At 66.4% G+C, this 24,916-nt stretch carries 13 protein-coding genes; 7 read left to right on the top strand and 6 right to left on the bottom strand.

Annotation, left to right across the window (positions count from 1 at the left end):
* The first annotated feature begins 142 nt into the window (after positions 1–142).
* Positions 143–8,908: a T9SS type A sorting domain-containing protein gene (locus KA261_06675; protein ID MBP7697479.1), complete on the top strand. Its 8,766-nt coding sequence runs from the start codon at positions 143–145 to the stop codon at positions 8,906–8,908.
* 116 nt (positions 8,909–9,024) lie between these two features.
* Here KA261_06675 and KA261_06670 read toward each other — a convergent pair whose 3' ends face one another.
* Both KA261_06670 and KA261_06665 read right to left on the bottom strand, forming a co-directional pair.
* Positions 9,025–9,540: a DinB family protein gene (locus KA261_06670; protein ID MBP7697478.1), complete on the bottom strand. Its 516-nt coding sequence runs from the start codon at positions 9,538–9,540 to the stop codon at positions 9,025–9,027.
* A 13-nt stretch (positions 9,541–9,553) separates the two neighbouring features.
* The gene (locus KA261_06665; GenBank protein MBP7697477.1) at positions 9,554–9,838 is read right to left on the bottom strand and encodes a Smr/MutS family protein; all 285 of its coding nucleotides are present in this window, start codon (positions 9,836–9,838) and stop codon (positions 9,554–9,556) included.
* Between the two features lie 129 nt (positions 9,839–9,967).
* Between KA261_06665 and KA261_06660 the strand changes: the two genes are divergently transcribed.
* The 5 genes from KA261_06660 (at position 9,968) to KA261_06640 (ending at position 20,048) form a co-directional block, all read left to right on the top strand.
* The gene (locus KA261_06660; protein ID MBP7697476.1) at positions 9,968–11,440 is read left to right on the top strand and encodes an MFS transporter; all 1,473 of its coding nucleotides are present in this window, start codon (positions 9,968–9,970) and stop codon (positions 11,438–11,440) included.
* A 152-nt stretch (positions 11,441–11,592) separates the two neighbouring features.
* A complete protein-coding gene (locus KA261_06655) occupies positions 11,593–14,523 on the top strand; it encodes a M28 family peptidase (protein MBP7697475.1) in 2,931 nt (976 codons plus the stop codon).
* A gap of 163 nt (positions 14,524–14,686) precedes the next feature.
* Complete coding sequence (locus tag KA261_06650) at positions 14,687–16,501, top strand: M3 family oligoendopeptidase (GenBank protein ID MBP7697474.1); 1,815 nt, start codon at positions 14,687–14,689, stop codon at positions 16,499–16,501.
* Between the two features lie 142 nt (positions 16,502–16,643).
* Complete coding sequence (locus KA261_06645) at positions 16,644–17,147, top strand: inorganic diphosphatase (protein MBP7697473.1); 504 nt, start codon at positions 16,644–16,646, stop codon at positions 17,145–17,147.
* 300 nt (positions 17,148–17,447) lie between these two features.
* Positions 17,448–20,048, top strand: a complete 2,601-nt coding sequence (locus tag KA261_06640) for a S8 family serine peptidase (protein ID MBP7697472.1) — start codon at positions 17,448–17,450, stop codon at positions 20,046–20,048.
* A gap of 90 nt (positions 20,049–20,138) precedes the next feature.
* Here the strand turns inward: KA261_06640 and KA261_06635 are convergent, their stop codons facing one another.
* From KA261_06635 to KA261_06620, 4 genes are all read right to left on the bottom strand, one after another.
* Positions 20,139–21,617, bottom strand: a complete 1,479-nt coding sequence (locus KA261_06635; protein MBP7697471.1) for an RtcB family protein — start codon at positions 21,615–21,617, stop codon at positions 20,139–20,141.
* A 53-nt stretch (positions 21,618–21,670) separates the two neighbouring features.
* Positions 21,671–22,093, bottom strand: a complete 423-nt coding sequence (locus KA261_06630) for an archease (protein MBP7697470.1) — start codon at positions 22,091–22,093, stop codon at positions 21,671–21,673.
* Between the two features lie 50 nt (positions 22,094–22,143).
* A complete protein-coding gene (locus KA261_06625; GenBank protein ID MBP7697469.1) occupies positions 22,144–22,986 on the bottom strand; it encodes a histone deacetylase in 843 nt (280 codons plus the stop codon).
* 63 nt (positions 22,987–23,049) lie between these two features.
* Positions 23,050–24,009 (bottom strand): aldo/keto reductase family protein, encoded by a 960-nt coding sequence (locus tag KA261_06620; GenBank protein MBP7697468.1) that lies wholly within the window; start codon positions 24,007–24,009, stop codon positions 23,050–23,052.
* Positions 24,010–24,148: 139 nt separating this feature from the next.
* Here KA261_06620 and ubiE point away from each other — a divergent pair, with 139 nt between their 5' ends.
* The gene (gene ubiE / locus KA261_06615; protein ID MBP7697467.1) at positions 24,149–24,889 is read left to right on the top strand and encodes a bifunctional demethylmenaquinone methyltransferase/2-methoxy-6-polyprenyl-1,4-benzoquinol methylase UbiE; all 741 of its coding nucleotides are present in this window, start codon (positions 24,149–24,151) and stop codon (positions 24,887–24,889) included.
* The last annotated feature ends 27 nt before the right edge of the window (positions 24,890–24,916 follow it).

Below are 24,916 nucleotides of genomic sequence, written 5' to 3'. Positions count from 1 at the left end.
TGAAGAAACGAACAGATCGAAATATAGCAGGCAGCTTGAAAGAGAATGCTGAACTGCCGGTGCACAATTGAAAATGATGCGTCGCTGAACCCGTGTTCCGCCGAACGACGCGGGATATATTCTAGGTGCAGAGGGAGAATCTATGCGCGGTATTAAGACAGGTCGGGCCTGGCGTGCGGGAGCCTCGGGTGGGGCGATCCGGCAGGTGATGGTTCTGGCAGCGCTGTTGACGCTGGCATCAGCAGCTCATGCCACCAACACTAATCTGCTTATTACAACTTACGTGCCGGACAGCGCCTGCCCGGGACAGCCGTTCGAGATTTGCGCCCAGCTCACGGAGGCCTGCGGCGGCGGCGTGAGTGCGCCGTTGCCCAACCGGCCGGTGTATTTCTTTCTGAATGCAGGCAGTTGCGGGGTCGGCAGTTCGCTGATTCCCACCGACTCGGCTTTCACCGATTCGAACGGGGTGGCCTGCACGACGATCCCTATACCCATGGCGAACGGTCTGTACTCGCTCCGCGTGAAGTTCAATGGGGAGCCGAAACCGGCCAACAACCAGCCTCCCAACAGCGCCTGTGATCCGAGCAAGCGGATTCAATTGTCCAACTCCAATGATTGCCGGAATCTCGTGGTCAGCGACAGCGCCTGCCAGTACCCGCCGGACGCAACCTGTCCCGGCGATACGACGCTCTTGCTCTGCGCGTCGGGTGAGATCTGCCTGACCGGATTTTACTGCTCCGACCCGGACGATAATCTGATGGCGTGCTCCGTCTCCCTCGGCACGCTCACGGATTCGACGGTCTGCTTCACGCCGACCGGGGCCGGCGTCTACGACCTCGTGCTCACGGCCATGGATTCCTACCTCAACATGTCGTCCTGCACCACCAGTGTGACGGTCGTGCTGAATGCGGCGCCGGTAGTGGACCTTCCGGCGGACACCTCGGTTTTCCTCTGCGGCACGACTCAGTTCTGTTTCCCGGCGGCGATCACCGATGCGGACTGCAACGTGGTCTCGGTGACCAGCAACTACGGGTCGTATGCCGGCACGGCGGCCGGGTTCGACCAGATTGCCCGCCTGAATGAGATGGGGGCGACGGTTACGCAGGTGGGCGGCGGGGCGCCGGGGACAGTTCTCTACGGGTCGGGCGATTTTGTGGCCCCGGTCAACACCCAGTCGGGCGTCGCGGTGAGCCTGCCCAATTTCGGCTTCGCCGACTACGTGGCCGACTACGGGTCTTTCCCGTCAGGACTGACTCCCGCCAACTCGGCCGACCACCTTCTGGGTGGGCCGACAGATCTGACCTTCACCACCCCAGGGATCGGGGGACCGGACGGCGGGGACGGGGACGGTTCAGTGGCCTTTGCGAGCGGCAATTACTGTGTGCTTGGGCTCTACACACCCGTGACAACCTGCAACGGATCGGCCACGGACTTCTTCCTGTTCACCAACACAAGCAGCGGCGGCACGATTGAGCTGCAATTTCTCCTGGGCGGGAGCCCGGTGCACACGGTCTCCCAGGCCATCGCCGCGGCCGCCAACGGCAGCGGTTTCGGCGGCGTGACCTTCGACCTTCCCGACGGCCTCACATACGACCGGGTGCGGATCGCCTGTCTGAGCGGCGCGCCCGAGATCGACGGGGTGGCCGCCCGCACCGCGCCCTCGCCGACGAGCACCGACGTCTGTTTCACCGCGACCGCGAGCGGCACCTACGATGTGATCGTGTCGGCTACCGACGCCTGCGGGCTGGTCGGGGCGGATACGATGACGGTCAACGTGCTGGTAAACCAGCCGCCCGTCGCCAACGCGGGGAGCGACCAGACGATTTTCCTGTGCGAGCCGACGGAGATCTGTTTCGGCGTGTCGTTCAGCGATCCCGACAACAATCTGGCGCTGACGGAGAAAGTCTCCGGTCCCGGCACGCTCGCGGGCAACGAAATCTGCTTCACGCCCTCGGGGGCCGGCACCTACACCTTCATCATCCGGGCGGTCGACGCTTGCGGCGACCAGGACTACGACACGGTGGCCGTGACGGTCGAGGGGAACCACCGGCCGACGGCGGACGAGCCGGACGACGTCGTGATTTTCCTCTGCGATCCGATTCAACTCTGCCATACCTTCACGGCGTCCGACCCGGACGGCGACGATCTCACGTGGACGAAGCTGGCGGGCGTCGGGACGGTGCAGTCGGACGGGCAGTTCTGTTTCACGCCGACCACCTCGGGCATCTACGCGGTGGCGGCGGTGGTGAGCGATTCGTGCGGCCTGGCCGACACGACCTCGATCAAGTACACGGTGACCCTGAATTCGGCGCCGGTGGCGGCCGATCCGGGCCCGGCGGCCGATCTCTTCCAGTGCGACCCGGCCCAGGTGTGCTACACGTTCGCGGCCACCGATGTCAACGGGGGGACGCTCACCTGGACGAAGCTGAGCGGGGCGGGGACGGTGAGTGCGGCGGGGCAGTGGTGTTTCACGCCGACCGGCGCCGGCGCCTACGCGGTGACGGCCCAGGTGGCGGATTCCTGCGGGGATGCCGACACGGTGAGCCACACCTACAACATCACGATCAACCAGCCGCCGACGATCGCGCTGGGTGCGGACACGGCCCTGGCGCTGTGCGCGCCGCAGCCGATCTGCCTGAGCTACGCGGCGGGCGATCCTGACGCGGGCGACCTGGTGACCGAGACAATGGTGTCCGGGTACGGCGCGATCGACACGGCCGCCAATCAAATCTGTTTCACGCCGACGAGCGGCGGTCTCTACCAGTTCATCGTGCAAGCGACTGACAATTGCGGCGACAGCGACCTCGACACGGCCCTGGTGCTGGTGAGTTTCGGCGACGTCGCGGCGATCGACTGCCCGACCGGGCCGATCAACGTGTCGCTCTGCGCGGCCGACGAAGTCTGCCAGATGCTCGCGGTGACGCCGCCCACGGCGGCGGTGACGGCCTCGTTCGGGACGTGGGCGGCCGGCCAGCTCTGTTTCCAGGCGGATACGAGCGGGACCTACCACATTCAGGTGGTGGCCTCGGAGGACTGCGGCGCCGACACCTGCCTGCTCACTTTCAACGTCGTCATCGGCGCGGCGGCTTCGATCACCTGCCCTGAGCCGCAGACGGAGTCGCTGTGCGCGGCCGACACGGTCTGCGTGCCGGTCAGCATCAACGGGGGCAACCTCTCGGTCACGGTCACGCCGACCGGCTGGTACTCGGCCGGCAACGTCTGTTTCGTCGCCGACACGAGCGGCCACTACGCGCTGACGGTGATCGCCAACACGCTGTGCGGGGCCGACACCTGTGCGTTCACGGTGGACGTGACGATCAACACGCCGCCGACGGCGGCCGATCCGTCCTCGCCGGTCGACACCTTCATGTGCGCGGCGGCGCAGGTGTGCTACCAGTTCGCGGCGGCCGACGCCGAGGGCGATCCGCTCACCTGGAGCCGTCTTTCGGGGAGCGGAACCGTGAGTTCCTCGGGTCTGTGGTGTTTCACCGCGGCGGCCGGCAGCCACAGCGTCACGGCGGTGGCGGCCGATCCGTGCGGGGCGAAGGACACGGTCAGCCTCACCTACGAGGTGGCGATCAACAGCGCGCCGGTCATGGCGCTGGGCAACGATACGACGGTCTTCCAGTGCGCGGCGACGGCGATGTGCCTGCCGTACGCGGCGACCGATGCGGACGGCAACATTACACTGATAGAGATTCTCGCCGGCGCGCCGGGGGCGGTGCTCGACCAGCCCAACAGCCGGTTCTGCTTCACGCCCGCCGGGGCCGGTTCGTACACGTTTATCCTGCGGGTCACGGACGCCTGCGGGCAGAGCGACCGCGACACGATGGTGGTCACGGTCGGGCTCAACAGCTCGCCGGCGGTGAGTCTGGGAGCCGACCAGACGCTGTTTGCATGCGCACCGGCGCAGATCTGTCTGCCGGTGGCGAGCAGCGATCCGGACAACAACCTCAGCGCGGTGACCCTGGTCAGCGGCCCCGGCACCCTGGTCGGCAACCAGGTGTGCTTTACGCCGACGGGCACGGGGACGTACCAGTTCATCGTGCGGGCAACCGATGCGTGCGGGGCGGTTGACGAGGACACGGCGCTCGTGTACTACACGCTCAACAGCGCCCCGACGGCCGATGCGGGAGCGGACCAGACGCTCTTCCTCTGCGCGCCCGCGCCGATCTGCTGGCCGGCCGCGGGGAGCGACCCCGACGGGAACCTGGCGAGCGTGACGCTCACGCAGGGCCCGGGGACGTTCAACGGCTCGCAAATCTGCTTCACGCCGTCCGCCGACGGATCGTACCTGTTCGTGCTGCGGGCGACCGACGCCTGCGGGGCGGCGGATTACGATTCGGCGACGATAACGGTGGCGCTCAATGAGGCCCCGGTCTGCGTGGCGCCGAGCGACACGAGCATCGCCCAGTGCGCGGCGCAGGAGGTCTGTCTGCCGGCTTACGCGACCGACGCCAACGGCAACCTGCACATGTGCCAGATTATTTCCGGTCCGGGCTCGCTGGTGAACGGCCAGTGGTGCTACACGCCGGCCAGCGACCAGACGGTGACAGTGGTGATGCGCTGCACCGATTCCTGCGGGGCCTACTGCGAATCGCAGTTCACGGTCGATTTTGACGTCAACGGTCCCCCGCAGATCGCCTTCGGCGCGGACATCAACACGTTCCAGTGCCAGCTCGCCGAAATCTGTCTGCCCTACACCGCCTCCGATCCGGAGGGGCTGGGGACGACGACCATCACGCTCGTGTCCGGGCCGGGAACGCTTGACCAGGCGAACTCCCGGGTTTGCTACACGCCGGCGGCCCCGGGCACCGCGACTTTCATCATCGGCATCGCCGACCACTGCAACCGGGCTGATTACGACACGATCAACGTGACCGTCGGGCTCAACGTGCCGCCGGCGGTGAACGCCGGCAGCGACCAGGATCTCTTCCTCTGCCAGACGGGTGCGGAGATCTGCTGGCCGGCGTCGGTGACCGACGCCAACAACAACCTGACGAGCGTGAATCTGATCGGCCCGGGGACGTTCGACGGGGACGAGATCTGTTTCAACCCGACGACCTCGGGCGACTACGATTTTATTCTCGAGGCAACCGATGCCTGCGGGGTGTACCGGGCGGACACGGTAACGATCACAGTAACGAACAACGAGCCGCCGACAGTGCAGCTGCCGGGCGACTCGAGCCTCTTCCTGTGCGCGCCGCAGGAGGTCTGCTTTGACTACGCGGCCGACGATCCGAACGGGGGGCGGCTCACCGAGACCATGCTCTCGGGTTTCGGCACGATCGACACGGCGGCCAACCGGATCTGTTTCACGCCGGCCGCCGCCGGGAGCTACGAGTTCGTCGTGCGGGTGACGGATTCGTGCGGTGCGAGCGACCGGGATACGATGGTGGTGACGGTGGCGTTCGGGACTTTCGTCTCGATTGACTGCCCGAGCACGCCGATCGCCGTCTCGCTCTGCGGACCGGATGAGGTCTGCTACCTGCTCGGCATCACGCCCGGCAGCGCGACGGTGAGCACGTCCCACGGCACGTACAGCGGCGGGCAGCTCTGCTTCCCGGCGGACACGACCGGGACTTACGCGATCGAGGTCATTGCCTCGACCGACTGCAACGCCGACACCTGCATCCTTGAGTTCACGGTCGACATCGGCGCGGCCGCGCAGATCAGCTGCCCCGGGCCGCAAACGTTCGACATCTGCACGCCCGACACGGTGTGTGTGCCCGTGACGGTCCTGATGCGGAGCGACACGGTGACGGTCAGCCCGATCGGGTGGTACGCGGGCGGCAACGTCTGCTTCTTCGCCGACACCAGCGGCCACTACGAACTGACGGTGATTGCGGCGACCACCTGCGGGGCGGACACCTGCACGGTGATCGCCGACGTGTCGATCAACACGGCGCCGGCGGCCGACCTGCCCGATCCGGTCGACAGTTTCCTCTGCGCCTCGGGCCAGATCTGCTTTGCGTTCGCGGCCGCGGATGCAGACGGCGATCCGCTGACCTGGACGCGCCTGAGCGGGCCGGGGACGGTGACGCCGGCCGGGGTATGGTGTTTCACGCCGACCGAGAGCGGCGCGTACCCGGTCACGGTCATTGTGGCCGATCCGTGCGGCGCGGCCGATACGGCGACGATGACCTATAATCTGACATTCAATACGCCGCCCGTGGTCGACCTCGGCGGCGGCAAGGTCAACAAGCTCACGCTCTTCCAGTGCGATCCCAGCGAGCAGTGCCTGCCGTACACGGTGACCGACCCGGACAACAACGTCGTCCGCGAGGAGTTGGTCAGCGGGACGGCGACCCTGGACACGGCGGCCAACGAGCTGTGCTTCACGGCCCCCGCCTCAGGCACCTACCGGTTCATCGTGCGGGTCGAGGATGCCTGCGGCGCATTCGACCTGGATACGCTCGACGTGACGGTGCAGATCAACTACGCGCCGACGGCGAACGCCGGGGCGGACCAGCAGTTGTTCCTGTGCGCGAGCACGCCGCTCTGCTGGCCGGCGGGCTGCACGGACCCGGACAACAACCTCGACAGCTGCTACCTGATCACGCCCGCGGGGACGTACAGCGGCGGGCAGATCTGTTTCACGCCCGACACGGCCGGCATCTACGGGTTCATCCTGCGGACGGTTGACGTGTGCGGGGAGGCCGACGAGGACACCGCGTTCGTGGCGGTCGAGATCAACAGCGCGCCGGTGTGCCACCTGCCGAACGACACGACCATCGCGCAGTGTCTGCCGGCGCAGGTCCAGCTTCCGGTGAGCGCGACCGACGTCGACGGCAACCTCGACCGGTGCGAGATCATCACTGGCCCCGGCTCCATCCAGAGCGGCGCCTGGGTCTACACGCCCACGGCCGACCAGACGGTGACGGTGCAGGTGCTGTGCATCGACTCGTGCGGAACGGTGTGCACGGGGGACTTCACGGTCGCTTTCCAGGTGAACGAGCCGCCGGCGGTGAACCTCGGACCCGACACGACGCTGTTCCTCTGCCAGCCCCAGCAGGTGTGCCGCCCGGTGGCGGTGACCGATGACGAGAACAACCTGCAGAGCACGACGGTCATTTCGCCGGCCGGGGCGACGCTCAACGGCGACCAGGTCTGTTTTGCGACCGCGCTCGGCCAGCCGACTTACCCGGTCATTGTCGAGGCGGTCGATGCCTGCGGCCGCTCGCGGCGCGACACCAGCATTGTCACGGTCAACTTCAACCGCCCGCCGGCGCTCACCGTGACGCCGAGTTTCACGATCTACCTCGACTTCTCGGGCGAAGTGTGCTTCAGCGTCGCGGCGACCGACCCGGACAACAATCTCACCGGGGTCGGGGTGACGGCGCCGGCGGCGCTGGCGGGGAACGAAGCCTGCTTCTGGGCTGATACTTCGGGCGTGTACTGCTTTGTCGTGACGGCGCACGATGCCTGCAACGTTGCCGCCGTCGACACAATCTGCGTGACGGTGGCGATCGACGAGTGCATCCACCTCCGGGTGGAGAAGACCCACAACAGCTTCCAGGGCAACCACGAGTTCGTCGACATCTTCCAGCAGGGATCGGGCAAGGAGATCGGCGGGTTCGACCTGCTGCTGCAGTATGATCCCACGGCTCTCCTGTTCAACAACGCCGTGCCCGGAGACCTGCTCGAGCAGTGCGGCTGGGAGTACTTCACCTACCGCCAGGGTCCGGCGGGCAACTGCTCCGGCTGTCCCAACGGCCTGGTGCGGATTGTGGCGATCGCCGAGTACAACAACGGCGCCAACCACCCCGGCTGTTTCCTGCAGGATCTGACCGGTTCGCTGGCGACGCTCGACTTCGTCGTGTCCAACGACCGCAACCTCGAGTGCCAGTATGCGCCGATCCGGTTCTTCTGGGTGGATTGCGGCGACAACGCGGTGTCGTCGCGCACCGGCGACACGCTCTTTATCTCGCGCAAGGTGTTCGATTTCGAGCTCAACGAGATGACCTCGTACACCGGGACGCTGCCGGGGTTCACGGGGGCGCCGGACGTCTGCATCACGAGCGGCGGTCCCGGCAAGCCCTCGACCGTGCGCTGCGTGGACTTCACCAACGGCGGCGTGGACATCGTGTGCGCCGACTCGATCGACGCCCGCGGCGACATCAACCTCGACGGCCAGATGAATACGATCGCCGACGCCGTGCTCCTGAGCAACTATTTCGTCTACGGCCTGGGCGTGTTCACGATCAACGTGGAGGGGCAGATCGCGGCCACGGACGTGAACGCCGACGGGCTGGCGCTGTCGGTGGCCGATTTGGTCTACCTTATCCGGGTAGTGGTCGGCGACGCGCTCCCGTATCCGAAACTCGATCCCAACAAGTCGGCTGAGGTGCAGTTGGCGCTGATTGACGGCGTGCTGGAGATCCAGAGGACCGACTACGAGATCGGCGCCATCGCCCTGATCCTCGAAGGCGAGGCCGTGCCGGAACTGCACCCGGAGGCAAAGGGGATGGAGTTGCGGTACAGCTTCGACGGGACCGACACCCGCGTGCTCGTCTACAACAGCCAGGCGGCGGCCGCGCTCTCCGGCGGGAAGGTCCTGCGGATCGGGGGGGCGGCGAGGATTAAGACGATCGACCTCGGGGCCTTCAACGGCCTCGCGCTGACGGCCAAGGTGAGCAGCCTGCCGTCGCGTTACGCGCTCTCGCAGAACTTCCCGAACCCGTTCAACCCGGCGACGACAATCGAATTCGCCCTGCCCAAGACGACCGATTGGGAACTCAAGATCTTCAACGTGCTCGGCCAGACGGTCGAGACGTTCACGGGGACCCAGGACGTCGGGTACATGAAGATTGTGTGGGATGCCGGACGATACGCCTCAGGGGTGTATCTCTATCGTCTGACGGCTGGTGAGTTCACCGCCACGAAGAAGATGGTTCTGCTGAAGTAGCGGCAGGGCCACCGACCCGGAGGGTAACCCGAGAGGGGGACCCTTCATAAACGACAAACCCCGCGCCTACTGCCCGCGGGGTTTGTCGTTGGCGGCGGCCGGGACGCAGGCGGCGCTCACCGGCTGAGCGGCCGCCGGGTGATCCCGACCCAGTGCGGAGCCGAGCCGGTTGCCTCGCGCAGGAGGCGGTTCATTTGGGCCGCGTGGTGCTGCACGTGGCGCATCGTGTACAGCAGCAGTTCCACGTATGCGACCTCGCCCCAGCGAAAGACGCAGGGGCGGCGCGCCGATTGATCGGTCAGCCCGGCGACGGCGGCGCGGCACTTCTCGCGGCCGTGCGCCAGGTAGGCCAGCAGTTGGTCTTGCGTGTAGGCCCGCTCCGGAAGCCGTCCAGCCGGATCGAGCTCCTCGAGCCCGAACGGGGCCGGCGGCGCGAACCCCTCCGCCGCACCATCGAGATAGAGATCAAGCCAGAACAGGGTGTGGTAGGCGAGGTACCAGCAGTCCCCGGCCTTGGCGGGCCCGTCCGGCGCCGCCCAGACCTCGTCCGGGCAGGCGGCGATGGCATTCTCGAGCATGTCAATGGCGGCTCCGCACTGGCGCCAGAGAATCTCCCTCAGATACGGTTCCACAGCCTCCACCTTGTCAATCCGGCTTCAGGTCGACCACCGTGGCGCCCCATGATCCCCCGGAACCCTCCTCGTGGCGGAAGCGGACAACGTTGGGGTGGCGGGCGAGGAGGGCGTGGACGATGCGGCGTTTGACCCCGCTCCCCTTGCCGTGCACAATCCGCAGAGCGTAGATCCGCTTTTCCAGGCAGGCGCGAAGGTACTCCTCGACTACCGCGCGGGTGTCCTCGGGGGCGAATTGATGGAGGTCGAGGGTGCCGTCGATCGGGTACTCGACCGGGTCGGGGGCGTGGTCGGTCACAGGTTCTTCTCCCGGTGGCGGGTTGCGGCCGCGGCGCGGAAGCTGCCGGGGCGCATGAATCAATTGCCTTGCGCCCCGCCGGCATGTTAATTGGCGCAGCGGTCTGGAAAATATACATCAGGAGGTACCATGACGTCAACCGCGCCGGCAGCCGGTGCCGCGGGCGGGGCCGCCAACCCCGGCCTTTTCCGCCAACTCGCTTCCCTTCCGCGCCCCTTCTGGATGGCCAACGTCATCGAGATGTTCGAGCGCCTGGCCTACTACGGAGTGCGGGTCGTGATTCCCATTTACATCGCCCAGGCCGACGAGCCGGGCGGGCTGCATTTCACCCAGGCCGACAAGGGACTCATCTTCATGATCTGGGCGATCGTGCAGTCGCTGGTGCCGATGGTCTCGGGGGGCTTCGCCGACCGCTACGGCTACAAGAAGACGATGGCCTTCGCGTTCACGGTCAAGATTATCGGGTACCTCACGATGGCCACGCAGCGGGAGTTCTGGCCCTTCCTCGGCGGCGTGTGCCTGCTGGCGTTCGGGACGGCGGTGTTCAAGCCGGGGGTGCAGGGGACGCTGGTGCGGACGCTGAACAACAAGAATTCGTCGATCGGGTGGGGGACGTTCTACATGCTGGTGAATATCGGGGGGTTCCTCGGCCCGCCGCTGGCGCACTTCTTCTACGGTATCTCCTGGCCGGCGGTGTTTTTCGGCTGCGCCGGGATCATCTCGCTCAACTACATCATGCTCTTCACCTACAAGGAAGTGCATGCGGGGGGGGAGCAGAAGGGGGGGCCGCTGCACATCCTGGCGATCACCGCCCGCAATTTCCTCAACGGCAAACTGGTCGTGTTCATCCTCATCATGTCGGGGTTCTGGCTCATGTTCATGCAGCTGTTCGACATGCTGCCCAATTTCATTGTCGACTGGGTCAATTCCGCGTCGCTGGTGAAAACGCTCGGGCTGCCCGACTGGATGCTGCAGCTCAATTCCGACCGGGCGCCCCAGTTGTCGCAGGAGTGGATGATCAACGCCAATTCGGGGCTGATCATCCTGCTCGTCGTGCCGCTGTCGTGGATGGTCTCGCGGCTCCGGCGGGTGCACTCGATCACCATCGGCGTCATCATTTCCTCGGTCGGCCTCGTGCTGGCCGGATTCACGACCGCCGGCGTGTTCTGCATTCTCGGCATCATGGTCTTCTCGGTGGGCGAGATGCTCGCTTCGCCGAAAATGAACGAGTACCTCGGCGTGATCGCGCCCGAGGGGCAGAAGGGGCTCTACATGGGGTACGCCAACGTGCCGCTCGCGGTCGGCTGGGGGTACGGCTCGCTCTACGGCGGACAGGTGTACGGCACCATGGGTGAGAAAGCCAAGCTGGCCGCCGACTACCTCGCCGCCAAGTACCAGGTGCTCGATGTCGCCCGTACCGAGGCGTTCGCGAAACTGCAGGAGGTTTCAGGAATGAACGCCCAGGAGGCGACCGATGCCCTGTGGCACGCCTACCACCCCTACAAGCTCTGGTACCAGTTCGCCGCGGTCGGCCTGTTGTCGGCGGCGGCGATGGTGTGGTACAGTTGGTGGGTGAAAAGGGACGAGAAGGCCAACGCGTAGGGGAGAACAGGGCACCGCCGGGGAGTGGATCCTCCGCCCGCCCGGACAGGGCTTGACGAAACAGGGAGTGCGCAGTATACTATAGGTAGTCATCGCCGTAGAAGTTCAACCGAATGCAAGCCGAGCCGGGCCGCCCGGCGAGAGGTGCGAGTATGGCCGGCACGCTGTCAGGACGGCGCGGCAGCAGGGGTGCCCTGGCCCTCCGCCGCCTGTCGTTTATCGCGGCGCTCATTCTCTGCGCGGCCGCCCCTGCGGGGGGGAAAGATCTCTATCACGTTACCTTGACCGGTCCGACGGACGCGGAAGCGCTCCGGGGTCTGGGCCTCGATGCGGTGGCCCGGGTCGCCGACGGCTACCTGGTGCTCATCGACCCGCCGCAGGCGGCCGCTCTGGAGACGAGCGCGCTCCGGTCGCGGCTGGTTCGGGCCAACATCGCCCGGAGCGATCTGGCGCGCGACTTGCGAACGGATCCGGGGGACCGCGCCCGCTATCCGGTAGTCTTCGAGAGCGGGGGGTTGCGTCTCGTCGACGTGCGCGGGGGGATTGTGCCGGACGAAAACGGCTGGCTGGGTCTGGCGCCGCTGCCATCGACCAGTCTGCCGATTGTCTGCCGCACGGCCCGGCCGATCGGCCGCGCGCGGCCGGAGCGCGCGCTCGATCTCGACTCGCTGATCAGTCTGATCAATGAGGATTCCTGCCGTTCCTATGTGGAGCGGCTGCAGGCTTTCGGGACGCGCAAGGTGGGCACGAGCCAGAATGCCGCCTCGCGCGACTGGCTTGTCGACAAGTTCCGGTCGTTCGGTTATGACTCGGTGATCACAGACAGCTTCGCCGCCTACGAGAACTGGGGAGACGGTCCGGCGGTGGCCGCATTCAATGTTATCGCCGTCAAGCCGGGGACGCTGTATCCCGATTTTCACATTCTGATCGGCGCCCACCGCGATTCCTCTCCGCGGCAGTCGCCGGGAGCCGACGACGATGCGAGCGGCATCGCCGGCGTGCTCGAAATCGCGCGCGTGGCGGCCGCTCTGGAGACCCCGGTGTCGCTCGTGTTCGCGGCTTTCGACGCTGAAGAGTGCGGGTTGTGGGGCTCTGATTACTACGCCGCGGAGGCGGCGCGGCGGGAGGACAGCATCGCGCTTGTGCTCAACATGGACATGATCGGCTACCACGAGAACGACTCGGCCGTCTGGGTCTATCACACCGTGCCCGGTTCGTACGGAGCGCTCTGGGGAGCCTTGGCCGATTCGCTGGCGGGGGTCGACCTCTCGGCGCACCTGGCGGCCGGCGCGGCGTGGGATGCCGAGCCGTTCGAGCAGCGGGGATACGAGGCCCTCACCCTCCACGAGTATGTCCGTATGCCGTTTGTTCACACCGCGCGCGACAGCGCCGTGTACATCAATTTCGACTACCTCGCGCGCGTTGTGCGGGGGACGCTGGCGACGACGTTGGTGGCCGCCGAGACCTTTGCGCCGGGGCTGCTCCGATTCGCGCTGCCGGGGCCGCTGGCCGACCCACTCCCGGCCGGCCGTCCGATCGAACTCGAGGTGTATCTGCGGGCCGCCGGCTCCGGCTGTCCGGCGGCCGGGGGCGCCCGGCTGCACTACTCGTTCGGCGAGGGGGCGTGGGACTCGCTCTCGATGGCCGAGAGCGGCGCCGATCGCTACCGCGCCGAGCTGCCGCCCGTGTACGAGATGACGCCGCTGCACTTCTACTTCACGGCCACCGACACCTCGGGGTCGGTGTTCGCCTATCATGACCGCGAGGCGCCCTTCCTGGCGGTGGTTGCCGCCCGGTCCGAGGTCGTCTTTCGCGATGACTTCAATCAAGATTGCGGGTGGCAGGTAATGGGCGGGGCGACCGAAGGGGTGTGGGAACGGGTTCTGCCGCAGTCGGCAGCCTTCTGGGGGGCGCCCGGACGCGACTATGATAACTCCGGGTACTGTTTCCTGACCGGTAACGCCACGGTTGAAGACGTGGACGGCGGCACGACGATGCTGGTGTCTCCCTGGATTGCGGTCGGCGCGGGCGAGGCGCGGATTCGGTACGCCCGCTGGTTTGCCGACTACTATCCGGAAGGCGAGCCGTACAGCGATACCTTCCGCGTCTATGTCCGGCCCAGCCCCAGCCAGTCATTTCGGCTCGTGGAGACGGTCGGCCCGGTGGTGCAGGCGGACGGCGGGTGGTACGCGCGTGAGTTCATGGCCGGGGAGATCGTCGCGACGACCGGTGCTCTGCAGCTCCGGTTCGACGCCTCCGATGCCGGCGCGGACTCCCACGTCGAGGCGGCGGTGGACGACATCACCGTATGGCGCTACACCTGCGATCCCGCCGTGCTGACCGCATCCCTGCCTGATTGGACCGCGGGTGTCCCCTATTCCTGCTCGCTGGCGGCGGCGGCCTGCTGCAGCCTGCTGGTGTGGACGGACAAGAACGACGCGCTGGCCGGCAGCGGGCTGGTCCTGGAGCCCTCGGGCGCGCTCTCGGGAGTGCCGCTCGCGGCGCAAGCGATCAATCTGACGGCGCAGGCGGTCGATGACAGCGGGCGGGTCGGGGAGCGCACGTTCCCGTTCACGATCAACCCTGTCCTTGAGGTTGCGACCGATTGGCTGCCGCGCGGCATGGTCGGCGCGGCCTACAGCCGCCGGCTCGAAGCGGAGGGCGGAACCGGGGGGCGGGTGTGGCGCGACCGGGATCTTGATTTGGCCGGCAGCGGCCTGGCCCTGGACTCGTCGGGGCTGCTGAGCGGGACGCCGGTCGCCGCCGGCGGGTATTCGTTCGTGGCGGAAGTGGTTGATCAGGTCGGGGCCCGCGCTGTCAGAGAACTCGCCGTGGCGGTCGACGAGTCCTACGTCTGCGGCGATGTCAGCGGCGACGGCGTCGGACCGAACATACAGGATCTCTCGTTTCTTGTGTCGTTTCTCTTCCGCGGGGGGCCCCCGCCGCCGGTTCCGGCGGCGGCGAATGTTGACGGCGCCGGCGCGCCAGGGGCCGACATTACGGTCGCCGACCTGACCTATCTTGTGGCCTACATGTTTCGGAGCGGTTCCGCGCCGATTTGTGCGGGACCCTCGGCGCGGTGAGAGGGCGGCATTGGGGAGCGGCGCAGGGTCGCCCGACGGGTGAGTCCGGCCGGCGCAATGCGGCCGGGTGCGGGCAGCGGCGCCTTGCCTTTCCCCTGCTTTTTTCTTACCTTCACCATACTTGGAAAAATGCTCTAACCCCCACGAATCGGAGACCGCGAATATGTCCCACACCGCCACCCACATCCCCGCCGCGCCCACCTGGGATCTGGACTCGATCTTCCCGGGAGGCAGCGCCTCCGCCGAGTACAAAGCGTTCCGCGAGAAAGTGAAGAAAGATCTCGCCGGGGCCGCGACCGCGGTCGACCGGCTCCCCGCCGCCATCACCCCGGAGAACCGCCCCCAGTGGGCGGCGGCTATTTCCACCCTCCAGTCCATCCTCGCCGACCTCGAGTTGCTGCTGGCGTTCGCATCGTGTCTGAAAGCCCAGAATGTCAGCGACACGCTTGCCCACGCCGCCGATGCCGAAGGAGAGGAGGATGTCGCCCAGTGGAAGAAGCTCATGACCCGGATCGAGGCGATGTCTCTGCAGCAGTCGGATGCGGCCTGGCAGCTGCTCACGGCGGCCCCGGAACTGCGCGGGACGGAGTTTTTCCTCAACGAGGTGCGCGAGACCGCCCGCCGGAAAATGCCGGTGGAAAAAGAGGAGCTGGCGCTGGATCTGGCGGTCAACGGCTATCACACCTGGAACCAGTTGTATGACAAGATGGCCGGCGACCTTCGGGAACCGTTCGAGGAAGGCGGCCAGACGAAGCTGCTCTCGATGGGGCAGATTGCGACCAAAATGTCCAGCCCCGACCGGGAGGTGCGGCGGCGGGCGTTTGAGGCGATGACCAACGGGTGGAAGCGCCGTCAGGATCTGGCGGCGATGGCGCTCAACGCCCAGGCGGGATTCCGCCTGTCGCTCTACAAGTACCGCGGCTGGGATCTCATGTACGAACCGCTGCGCAACGCCCGCCTGCAGGAGGCGACGCTCGACACCATGTGGCGGGTGATTGCGGAGGAGAAAAAGCGGCTCCGCGCCTATGTCGACGCGAAGAAGAGACTGCTGGGGATCGACCGGTTCCGCTGGTACGACGAATTCGCGCCGGCCGGCCGGTCCGATCGGCAGTACAGCTTCGCGGAGGCCGGCGATTTCGTCGTGGCCCAGGTGCGGTCGTTCTCCGATGACATGGCGGATTTTTACCGCCGGGCGATCGACAGCCGCTGGGTGGAGGCCGAGGACCGCGCCGGCAAAGCGGGCGGAGCCTTCTGCACCGGGTTCGGACCGGTCCGCCAGTCGCGGGTGTTCATGACCTACGGCGGGTCGTTCGAGAACCTTCTCACGCTCGCCCACGAACTCGGCCACGCCTACCACCAGCAGGTCATCACCGAGAAACCGTATTTCGCGCAACAGTACCCCATGCCGCTGGCCGAGACGGCTTCGATTTTCTCCGAAACGCTGGTGACCGATGCGGCCCTGGGCCAGGCGGCCGACGCCGGGGAACGGCTCATGCTGCTGGACCAGAAACTCCAGTCGGCCTATGTGATGTTTACCGACCTGCACTGCCGGTACATTTTCGACCGAGCCTTTTACGCGGAACGCCGGAACGGGATGGTCCCGGCGGAACGGCTGTCGGAGATGATGGTGACGGCGCAGAAGGAGGCGTTTGCGGGAATGCTGGACGATTCGGGGTGCCACCCGCTCTTCTGGGCATCCAAACTGCACTTCTACATGACCTCGGCGCCCTTCTACAATTTCCCCTACGTGTTCGGGTTCCTCTTTGCCGGCGGCGTCTACGATCGGGCCAAGCGGGAGGGGAAGAAGTTCGCGAAGGACTACCGCGCGCTCCTGGCGGACACCGGCAGCATGACCTGCGAAGAGCTCGCCCGGACTCACCTGGGGGTGGATCTGGCCGACGAGGGTTTCTGGCGCAGCGCGGTCGACCGGGCGCTGGCCGAGGTCGAGGCGTATGTGAAGTTGGCGAAGTCGATGTAGGAGGCGTCGGCGCGGATTGGCGCCGACCGGGTCCGGGGGGGCCGGTCGGTTCCGTGCGGCGCGCGATGTGTGCGGAATACGAATAGAGCGGCGCCTGCCCGCCGGAGGCTGAGAGCGGAGGGCTCTCTCGGAGAACCGTATGATGGAAAATGACTTCACTGTCGAAGTGCTGGTCGAGATCCCCAAGGGGAGCCGGAACAAGTACGAGTACGACAAGGCGCGCGGGCTGTTCCGTCTCGATCGCATGCTGTTTTCGGCGGTGCACTACCCGAGCGATTACGGTTTCATCCTCAATTCGCTGGGGGGCGACCGCGACCCGCTCGATGCTCTCGTGCTCACCTGGGAGCCGACTTTCCCGGGATGCCTGATCGATGCCCGTCCGGTAGGGCTGTTCCGCATGCAGGACGAAAAGGGCCCGGATGAGAAGATTTTGTGCGTGCCGATCCACGACCCGATGTGGAACAGGATCCGGGCGCTGGAGGAGGTCCCGCCGCACCTGGTGAAAGAGATCGAGCATTTCTTCCAGGTATACAAGGAGTTGGAGGAGAAGAAGACGGCGGTCGAGGGGTGGGAGGACCGGGCGGCCGCGGAGCGCGTGGTGCGCGAGGCGCAGGAGCGCTGGCGCAAAGCCGGCGAGCACGACTAGGCCCGCCGCGCGGGGGGAACCTGGAAAAGGGGGTCCGCTTTTTTTTATTGACTCGGGCGCGCCCGCCCTGTATTTTTTCAGTAATCACAACGACTATAGGCTGAGTCAGCCCTTTGTTTTCGCGTATGGTGCGGATCATCATGCAATCTGCCCGTGGACTCTCATTGCATGTGAGGAGGTGGTGCGCCCGACAGACACTATTCCCTTGTTCGCAACCGTCACTTGATTAAACCCGGCTGCCCGGAGCAAAGGGTCTCCTTTGCGGGCAGCGTTCCTCCCAATCGAAGAAGGAGTCAAACCATGAGAGCAGTGTTCGTGCTGGTGATGCTGACTGTCCTTTGCGGTTTCGTCTTCGCCGAGGACTTTCGGGTCGGGCAGTCATGCGTCCCGCCGTCCGGAGATGAGTACGTTCCGGACGAGATAGTTGTGAAGTTCAAGGACGGCGTGGGCCGCCAGGCGGTCAGTGCCGCGCTCGCCGACCTCGGGGCCACCACGATCTCAACCAACCGCCAGATCGGTTTCCACCAGCTTCGGATCCCGGCGGGGACGACGGTTGAGGAGATGGTGGCGGCTTTCGGCGCCCGTCCCGATGTCGAGTATGCCGAGCCAAACTATATCGCCCACGCCTTCATGACGCCGAACGATCCCTACTACACGTACCAGTGGCACATGCCGCTGATCAAGATGCCGGCGGCGTGGGACCAGACCACCGGCTCGCCCAGCGTGATCGTGGCGGTGGTCGACTGCGGGGTCGCCTACGAGACCTACGGCAGCTTCACGCAGGCCCCGGACCTGGCCGGGACGAGCTTCGTGCCCGGCTATGATTTCATCAACAACGACAGCCACCCCAACGACGACTGCGCCCACGGCACGCACGTGGCCGGCACGGTCGCCCAGACCACCAACAACAACCTCGGCGTGACGGGCGTGGCCTTCAACTGCAGCATCATGCCGGTGAAAGTGCTCGATGCCTCCGGCAGCGGTTCGTACACGGCGATCGCCAACGGGGTCACGTTCGCCGCCGACAACGGCGCCCACGTGATCAACATGAGCCTGGGCGGATCCTACAACTCGTCCACCCTCCAGAACGCGGTCGTCTACGCCTACAACAAGGGCGTGACGATCGTCTGCGCCGCGGGCAACGCCGGCACCTCCACGCCCCAGTATCCGGCCGCCTACTCCCAGTGCATCTCCGTCTCGGCCGTCCGCTACAACAAGACGTACACGTCGTACACGAGCTACGGCTCGACCATCGACATCTGTGCGCCCGGCGGCGACGTGAGCGTCGACCAGAACGGCGACGGCTATGTTGACGGCGTGCTGCAGCAGACGCATGACGGGACCAACTACGGGACGTTCGGGTACTACTTCTACGAGGGGACGTCGATGGCGTCGCCGCACGTGGCCGGTGTGGCCGCCCTGCTGATCGCCAAGAACGGCGGCTCGATGGCCCCGGCCGATGTGCGGGCGGCCCTGCAGAACACGGCCGAGGATCTCGGCGCCGCCGGGTGGGACCAGTACTACGGCTACGGCTTGGTGGACGCCAACGCCGCCCTGCTGTCGATCTCGACCAACAACCCGCCAGTGGCGGCTTTCTCCGGCACGCCGACCTCGGGCACGGCGCCGCTGACGGTCGTGTTCACCGACGCCTCGACCAACAATCCCACGAGCTGGTCGTGGAATTTCGGCGATGGCGGCACGTCGACTGCCCAGAACCCGACCCACACCTACGCCTCGGCGGGAACGTACACGGTGACGCTGACGGCGACCAACGCGTACGGTTCGGACTCCGAGACCAAGACCGGCTACATCACGGTGTCGGCGCCGCCGACCTACCCGCCGGTGGCGGCCTTCTCCGGCACGCCGACTTCGGGGACGGCGCCGCTGACGGTCGTGTTCACCGACGCCTCGACCAACACTCCCACGAGCTGGTCGTGGAATTTCGGCGACGGCGGCACGTCAACCGCCCAGAACCCGACCCACACCTACACATCGGCGGGGACGTACACGGTGACGCTGACGGCGACCAATGCGTACGGTTCGGACTCGGAGACGAAGACCAACTACATTACGGTCACGACCGAGACCGCGCAGTGCGACGACTTTAACGACGGCAACTACACCGGGTGGAGCAACAAGCTCGGGACCTGGTCGGCCGCGAACTACTACCTGAAGGGGAACTCGACGACCTCGAATGCCCGGCTGACCTCGCCCTTCGGGACGTTCTCGACGGCGACGATTACGTGCAAGGTGCGCATGAACACCGGGCGCACGCAGCGCAACACCCGCATCATCTTCGCCTACACCAACAGCTCGAACTACCGCTACGTGCAGTTCGACGATTACTACAACCGGGTGTACGTCGGCGAGATCCTCAGCGGGCGCCAGTACACGCGGGCGTATGCGAGCTACACTTTCAGCACCGGGGTCTGGTATGACGTGACCGTGTCCGTGGCTGCGAGCGGGACGGTCTCGATGATGGTCGGGTCGACGTCGATCGGCTCCTACACCTTCTCGGCCCGGGCCGGCCTGGTGGGAGTAGGCTACACCAAGTCCAACAGCGACTTCGACGACTTCTGCGTCAACGCCGCGGCGTCCTGGGCGGAGGCCCCGGCGGCGCCGGCGGAGCTCGTCCCGGCCGGGTTTGAACTCGCCCAGAACTACCCCAACCCGTTCAACCCGACGACGACGATCAGCTTCACGCTCCCGACCCCGGGCGACGTGACGCTCGAAGTGTTCAACGTGCTCGGTCAGCGGGTGGCGGTGCTGGCGAGCGGGCCGTACGGGGCCGGCACGCACCACGTCGAGTGGAACGCCTCCGGCGTGTCCAGCGGCGTGTATCTGTATCGGCTCTCGGCCGGCGAGTTCACGGAAACCCGGAAGATGCTGCTGGTGAAGTAGCATCGTCCGGACAGGAATTCGGCAGACGCCATGCGGGCGGGTCGGTCGACCCGCCCGCTTTATATTGGGCGGAGCGCGTCCGCGCCGGGTCTATCCCTTGACGACCCCGACCGGAGTCAGGCGGGCGACTTTGCGGGTGATGCCGGCGTGGTGGGAGATGGCGACGACCTCGTCGACGCTCTTGTAGGCGCCGGGCGCTTCCTCGGCGACGACCCGCTTGCTCTTGGCCCGGAGGTAGATTCCCCCCTCGCGGAGTTTGCGGATCACGTCCTCGGCTCGGTGCTCCTTGATCGAGGCGGTGCGCGACAGCCGCCGCCCGGCGCCGTGGCAGGAGGAGCCGAAAGTCTCCCGCATGGCCTGGGCCGTGCCGACCAGGAGGTAGCTGGCGGTGCCCATGTCGCCGGGGATGATCACGGGCTGGCCGACCGCCCGGTATTTCTCCGGGACATCCCTGTGCCCCGGGCCGAAGGCCCGGGTGGCCCCTTTGCGGTGGACATACACCCAGCGCTTCTTCCCGCCGATGTCGTGCTGCTCGCGTTTGGCCATGTTGTGGGCGATGTCGTACACGAGGCGAAGGCCGAGCCGATCGGCCGGCTGTCCGAAAACCGCCTCGAACGATTCCCGCACCCAGTGCATGATCACCTGGCGGTTGCACCAGGCGAAGTTGGCCGCCGCGTTCATCGCCAGAAAATACTGCCGGGCCTCGGGGGAATCGACCGGTGCACACATGAGCTGCTGGTCGGGCAGCGCGATGCCGTATTTCCTTGAGGCCCGGCGCATGCTCTCCAGATAGTCGGTGCAAATCTGGTGTCCGCAGCCGCGCGACCCGGTGTGGATCATGACCGCGATCTGCCCCACTTCCTCCAGGCCGAACACCCGCGCGGCGTCCGGTTCGTAGATGGCGTCGACGCGCTGGATTTCGAGAAAGTGATTCCCGGCGCCGAGAGTGCCGAGTTGGTCGTGGCCGCGCGCCTTGGCGTTCTTCGAGATCACCGACGGGTCGCTCTCCTCCAGACACCCCCCTTCCTCCATCGCTTCGAGATCCTCAGCGAGGCCGTACTCGCGGCTGACCGCCCACCGGGCGCCGGTGGCCAGCACCTCATCGACCTCGCGCTCCGACAGGCTGATTCTTCCGGAGGAACCCACGCCGGAGGGGACGTTGGCGAACATCGTGTCGACCAGCGTCTCGATCCGCGGGAGGACGTCGCCAAGATGGAGGTCGGTGCGCATGAGGCGCACGCCGCAGTTGATGTCGTACCCGACCCCGCCCGGGGAGATCACCCCGGCCGCGCCGTCGAACGCCGCGACCGCCCCGATGGCGAACCCGTAACCGTGGTGGATGTCGGGCATGGCGATCGACTTCTCGACGATGCCCGGGAGGGTGGCGACGTTGGCGACCTGGAAGAGCGAGTCGTCGCGGCGGATCGCCTCGAGCATCGCCTCATCGGTGAAAATCAGCCCCGGCACGCGCATCCGCAGCCCCTTCTCCCTGATCACGGGGCTGGCGAACGACGACGGGATCTGGTAACGCCACGCATCGATTTTGTCCAGCGGACCCTGCCATGCCATAGCACACTCCGATTTCCGGCGGCGCCGGGCGCATTTCCCGGCCGCGGGGATCCTCACACGTCGAGGACGACCCGCACCCGGGCCGGCCGGCCCGGGCCGCCCGCGACGACTTCGATCATATGGTACGACACCGCCTTCACGTGCATCCCGCACTCGTGGCGGCGCTCGTCGAACTTCTCCCCCCGCCCGCGCGCGGCGAGGCGGGTGTCCCCCTCCAACACGACCGCGAAATCCTTCGCCACAATCCGGTCGACCTCGTGCCGGATGATGAGCTCGCTGAGGAAAGCCACCAGCAGCCCCTCGCGATCGATCGCCTCGACCGCGACGTCGAGGTCGAGTGTCGGTGCGATCCGGTCGAGATCGGTGATCACCGCGAACAATCCGTCGGCCGCGGCGGCGAATGCCTCCGCGAGCGTGTCGCCGTGGCCTTGGAGGATGACGTCGGCGGTGTGGTCGAGAAATTCGAACCGCTTCATACCGTATAGTATGCCGGGCGGCGGCGGCCGCAAGGACAATTGCGGCCGGTTTACCCGGCCAGCCCTTCAAGATAAGCGGCGGCGCACCGGCCGAGGCCGTCGGAGTAGCCCCCCTCCAGGACGCTGAACACCGGTCGGCCGAGCGCGCCGATACGCTCCCCGGCGGCCCGGAACGCTTCGTGCGACAGCGGGATAAACGAAAACGGATCGAGCTTGTAGAGGTCAAACCCGGCCGACACCGCGATCAGGTCGGGGCCGAAAGCCCGCACTTTCGCCAGGCCGTCATCCAGCGCCCGCAGCCACATCTCCTCGTCGGCGCCCATCCGGAGCGGATAGTTGAAGCAGTTCCGCTCGGAAAACAGCCCGGTGCCGGGGTAGAACGGGCTCTGGTGGAGGGAGAGGTACACGACCCGGTCGCGGCCGAGAAAAATGTCCTGCGTGCCGTTGCCGTGGTGGCAGTCAAAATCGACGATGGCGACGCGGTCCACCTGTTCGAGGGCCCGGGCGGCGGCGATGGCGATGTTGTTGAAATAGCAGAACCCGGCGACCGAGTCCGGGCCGGCGTGGTGGCCGGGCGGACGGAGGAGGGAGATCGCCGCGACCCCGTCGAGCGCAAGCCGCATCGCTGTCAGGGCGCCGCCCGCCGCGAGCAGGGCATGGTCGAAGATGAACGGGAGGGCGGGCGTGTCCCAGTCGAGAAATTGCCCGGTCCGCACCATCTCCAGGTGGCGGGGCGTGTGGACGGTCAAAATATCCTCGTCGCCGGCCGGTTCCGGCGGCACCGTCTCGTACTGCCGGGACAGGTGCTCCCAGGCGAGCCGCACGCGCCGGGGCGTTTCGGGATGCCCCGGCAGGTGGTAGGTCAGACAGGTCGGATGGAATATCAGCCGCATCTGTGCCAATCCGTTCGCGGCCGCGCGCCCGGACCCCGCACCCTCTCGGACCGGAGGGGGATGTTACGCCTGGGTGCGGGCCGCCGGGTCGTTGCCGAGGATCTGTTCAATCGCCGCGAGGGTCTCGGCCGACAAGACGGTGTCGGCCGCTTTCACATTCTCATCGACCTGTTCCGGCGCGGTGGCGCCGATAATGGCGCAACTGATTTCCGGCCGGCGCAGAACCCAGGCGAGGGCGAGCCGGGCCACGGTGATGTCCAGCGACGCGGCGAGTTCGCTGAGCCGCCGGACGGCGGCGATGTTGGCCTCGGTCAGGCTCGGCTTGAGCCACATGCTCGTGGCGCCGCGGCTTCCGTCCGGTATCCCCGCGTTGTACTTGCCGGTGAGCAGCCCCTGGGCGAGGGGGGACCACACGGTCAGGCCCATGCCGTTGTGGGCGCACACCGGCATGATCTCCGGCTCGATGTGACGGTCGAGCAGATGGTAGCGGGGCTGTTCCACGATCGGCGCGTAGGCGCGGTAGTCGCGGGCCAGACCGACCGCCCGCTCGATCTGGGCCGCCTCCCACACCGAGGTTCCCCAGTAGATGATCTTCCCCTGCCGCACCAGGTCATCCATGGCGCGGACGGTTTCCTCGACCTCCGTCTCCGGATCGAAGCGGTGGCAGAAGTAGATGTCGAGGTAGTCGGTGCCGAGACGGCGGAGCGTTCCCTCGATGGATTCCCTGATGTGTTTGCGCGAGAGGCCCCGGTCGTTGGGGTTGTCGGACATCGGCCAGAAGAGCTTGCTGGACAGGACCAGGTCGGCGCGGCGGAATTCCTTGAGAATACGGCCGAGGGTTTCTTCGGCCGCGCCCCGGGCGTAGATGTCGGCGAGGTCGATGAAATTGACGCCGTGGGCGATCGCCCGGCGGACGATGGGCGCAGTCTGTGAGGCGGAGACCGGCCCGCCGTAAGTCAACCAGGCCCCAAGAGCGATCTCCGAGACTTTCAGCCCGCTGCGGCCGACTCGACGATACTTCATGAACGCTGATCCTTTCGCGTTGCGGCAGCCTTTTGGGCAAGGTACGAAAAAGGACCGCGCGAGGCAATCGGGTTTGAGGGAGCGGAGGGATTGCGTATATTGCGGCGGTCGGAACGGATCGGCCGGAAAGCGGATAGAAATGGCGGCGGAAGATCACGCGGACAAGACGGCGGACCCGATCCCCGAAAAGGGGGAGTCGCCCCAGATGTTTGACCGGATCGCGCACCGGTACGACCTGGTCAACCGCGTGCTGACACTCCGCCTGGATGTCCGCTGGCGGAAGAAGCTGGCGGCGATGTTTCCCGACCGGGACAATCTTGCCGTGCTCGACGTCGCCTGCGGCACCGGGGATGTACTGACGATCGGGCTGAAGCAGCGGAAGAATGTGAGCCTGGGGGTGGGGCTCGATCCGGCGGCGCGCATGATGGCCCGCGGCCGGGACAAAGCGCGGGAATGCGGGCTGGCCGAGCGGATCGCATTCGTGCGGGGCGATGCCCTGCGCCTGCCGTTTGCCGACGGAAGTTTTGACGTCGTGACGATCAGTTTCGGGATTCGCAATGTGACCGACGTGCCGCGGGCACTGGCCGAGATGCACCGGGTGCTGGCCCCCGGCGGGCGCGTGCTGGTGCTCGAGTTTTCCTTCCCCGACAACCGCGCCCTCCGGGCGGCCTACCTGGTCTACCTCCGGCACATCCTCCCGCGCATCGGCGCGGCGATCAGCGGGGATGCGGCGGCCTACCGCTACCTCGACCGGACAGTGGAGTCGTTTCCCTACGGCGAGGCGTTCTGCGACCTCCTTCGCCGGGCCGGGTTCGCGGCGGTCCGGCCGCGGCCGCTGACGTTCGGAGTGGCCACTGTTTACAGCGGGGAGAAAAAGTGATATAGTGCGGAACCAACGGTGCAGGCC

It is taken from the genome of Candidatus Zixiibacteriota bacterium (assembly GCA_017999435.1).
GTDB lineage: Bacteria > Zixibacteria > MSB-5A5 > GN15 > FEB-12 > JAGNLV01.
This window is presented reverse-complemented; position numbering and strand designations above follow the sequence as displayed.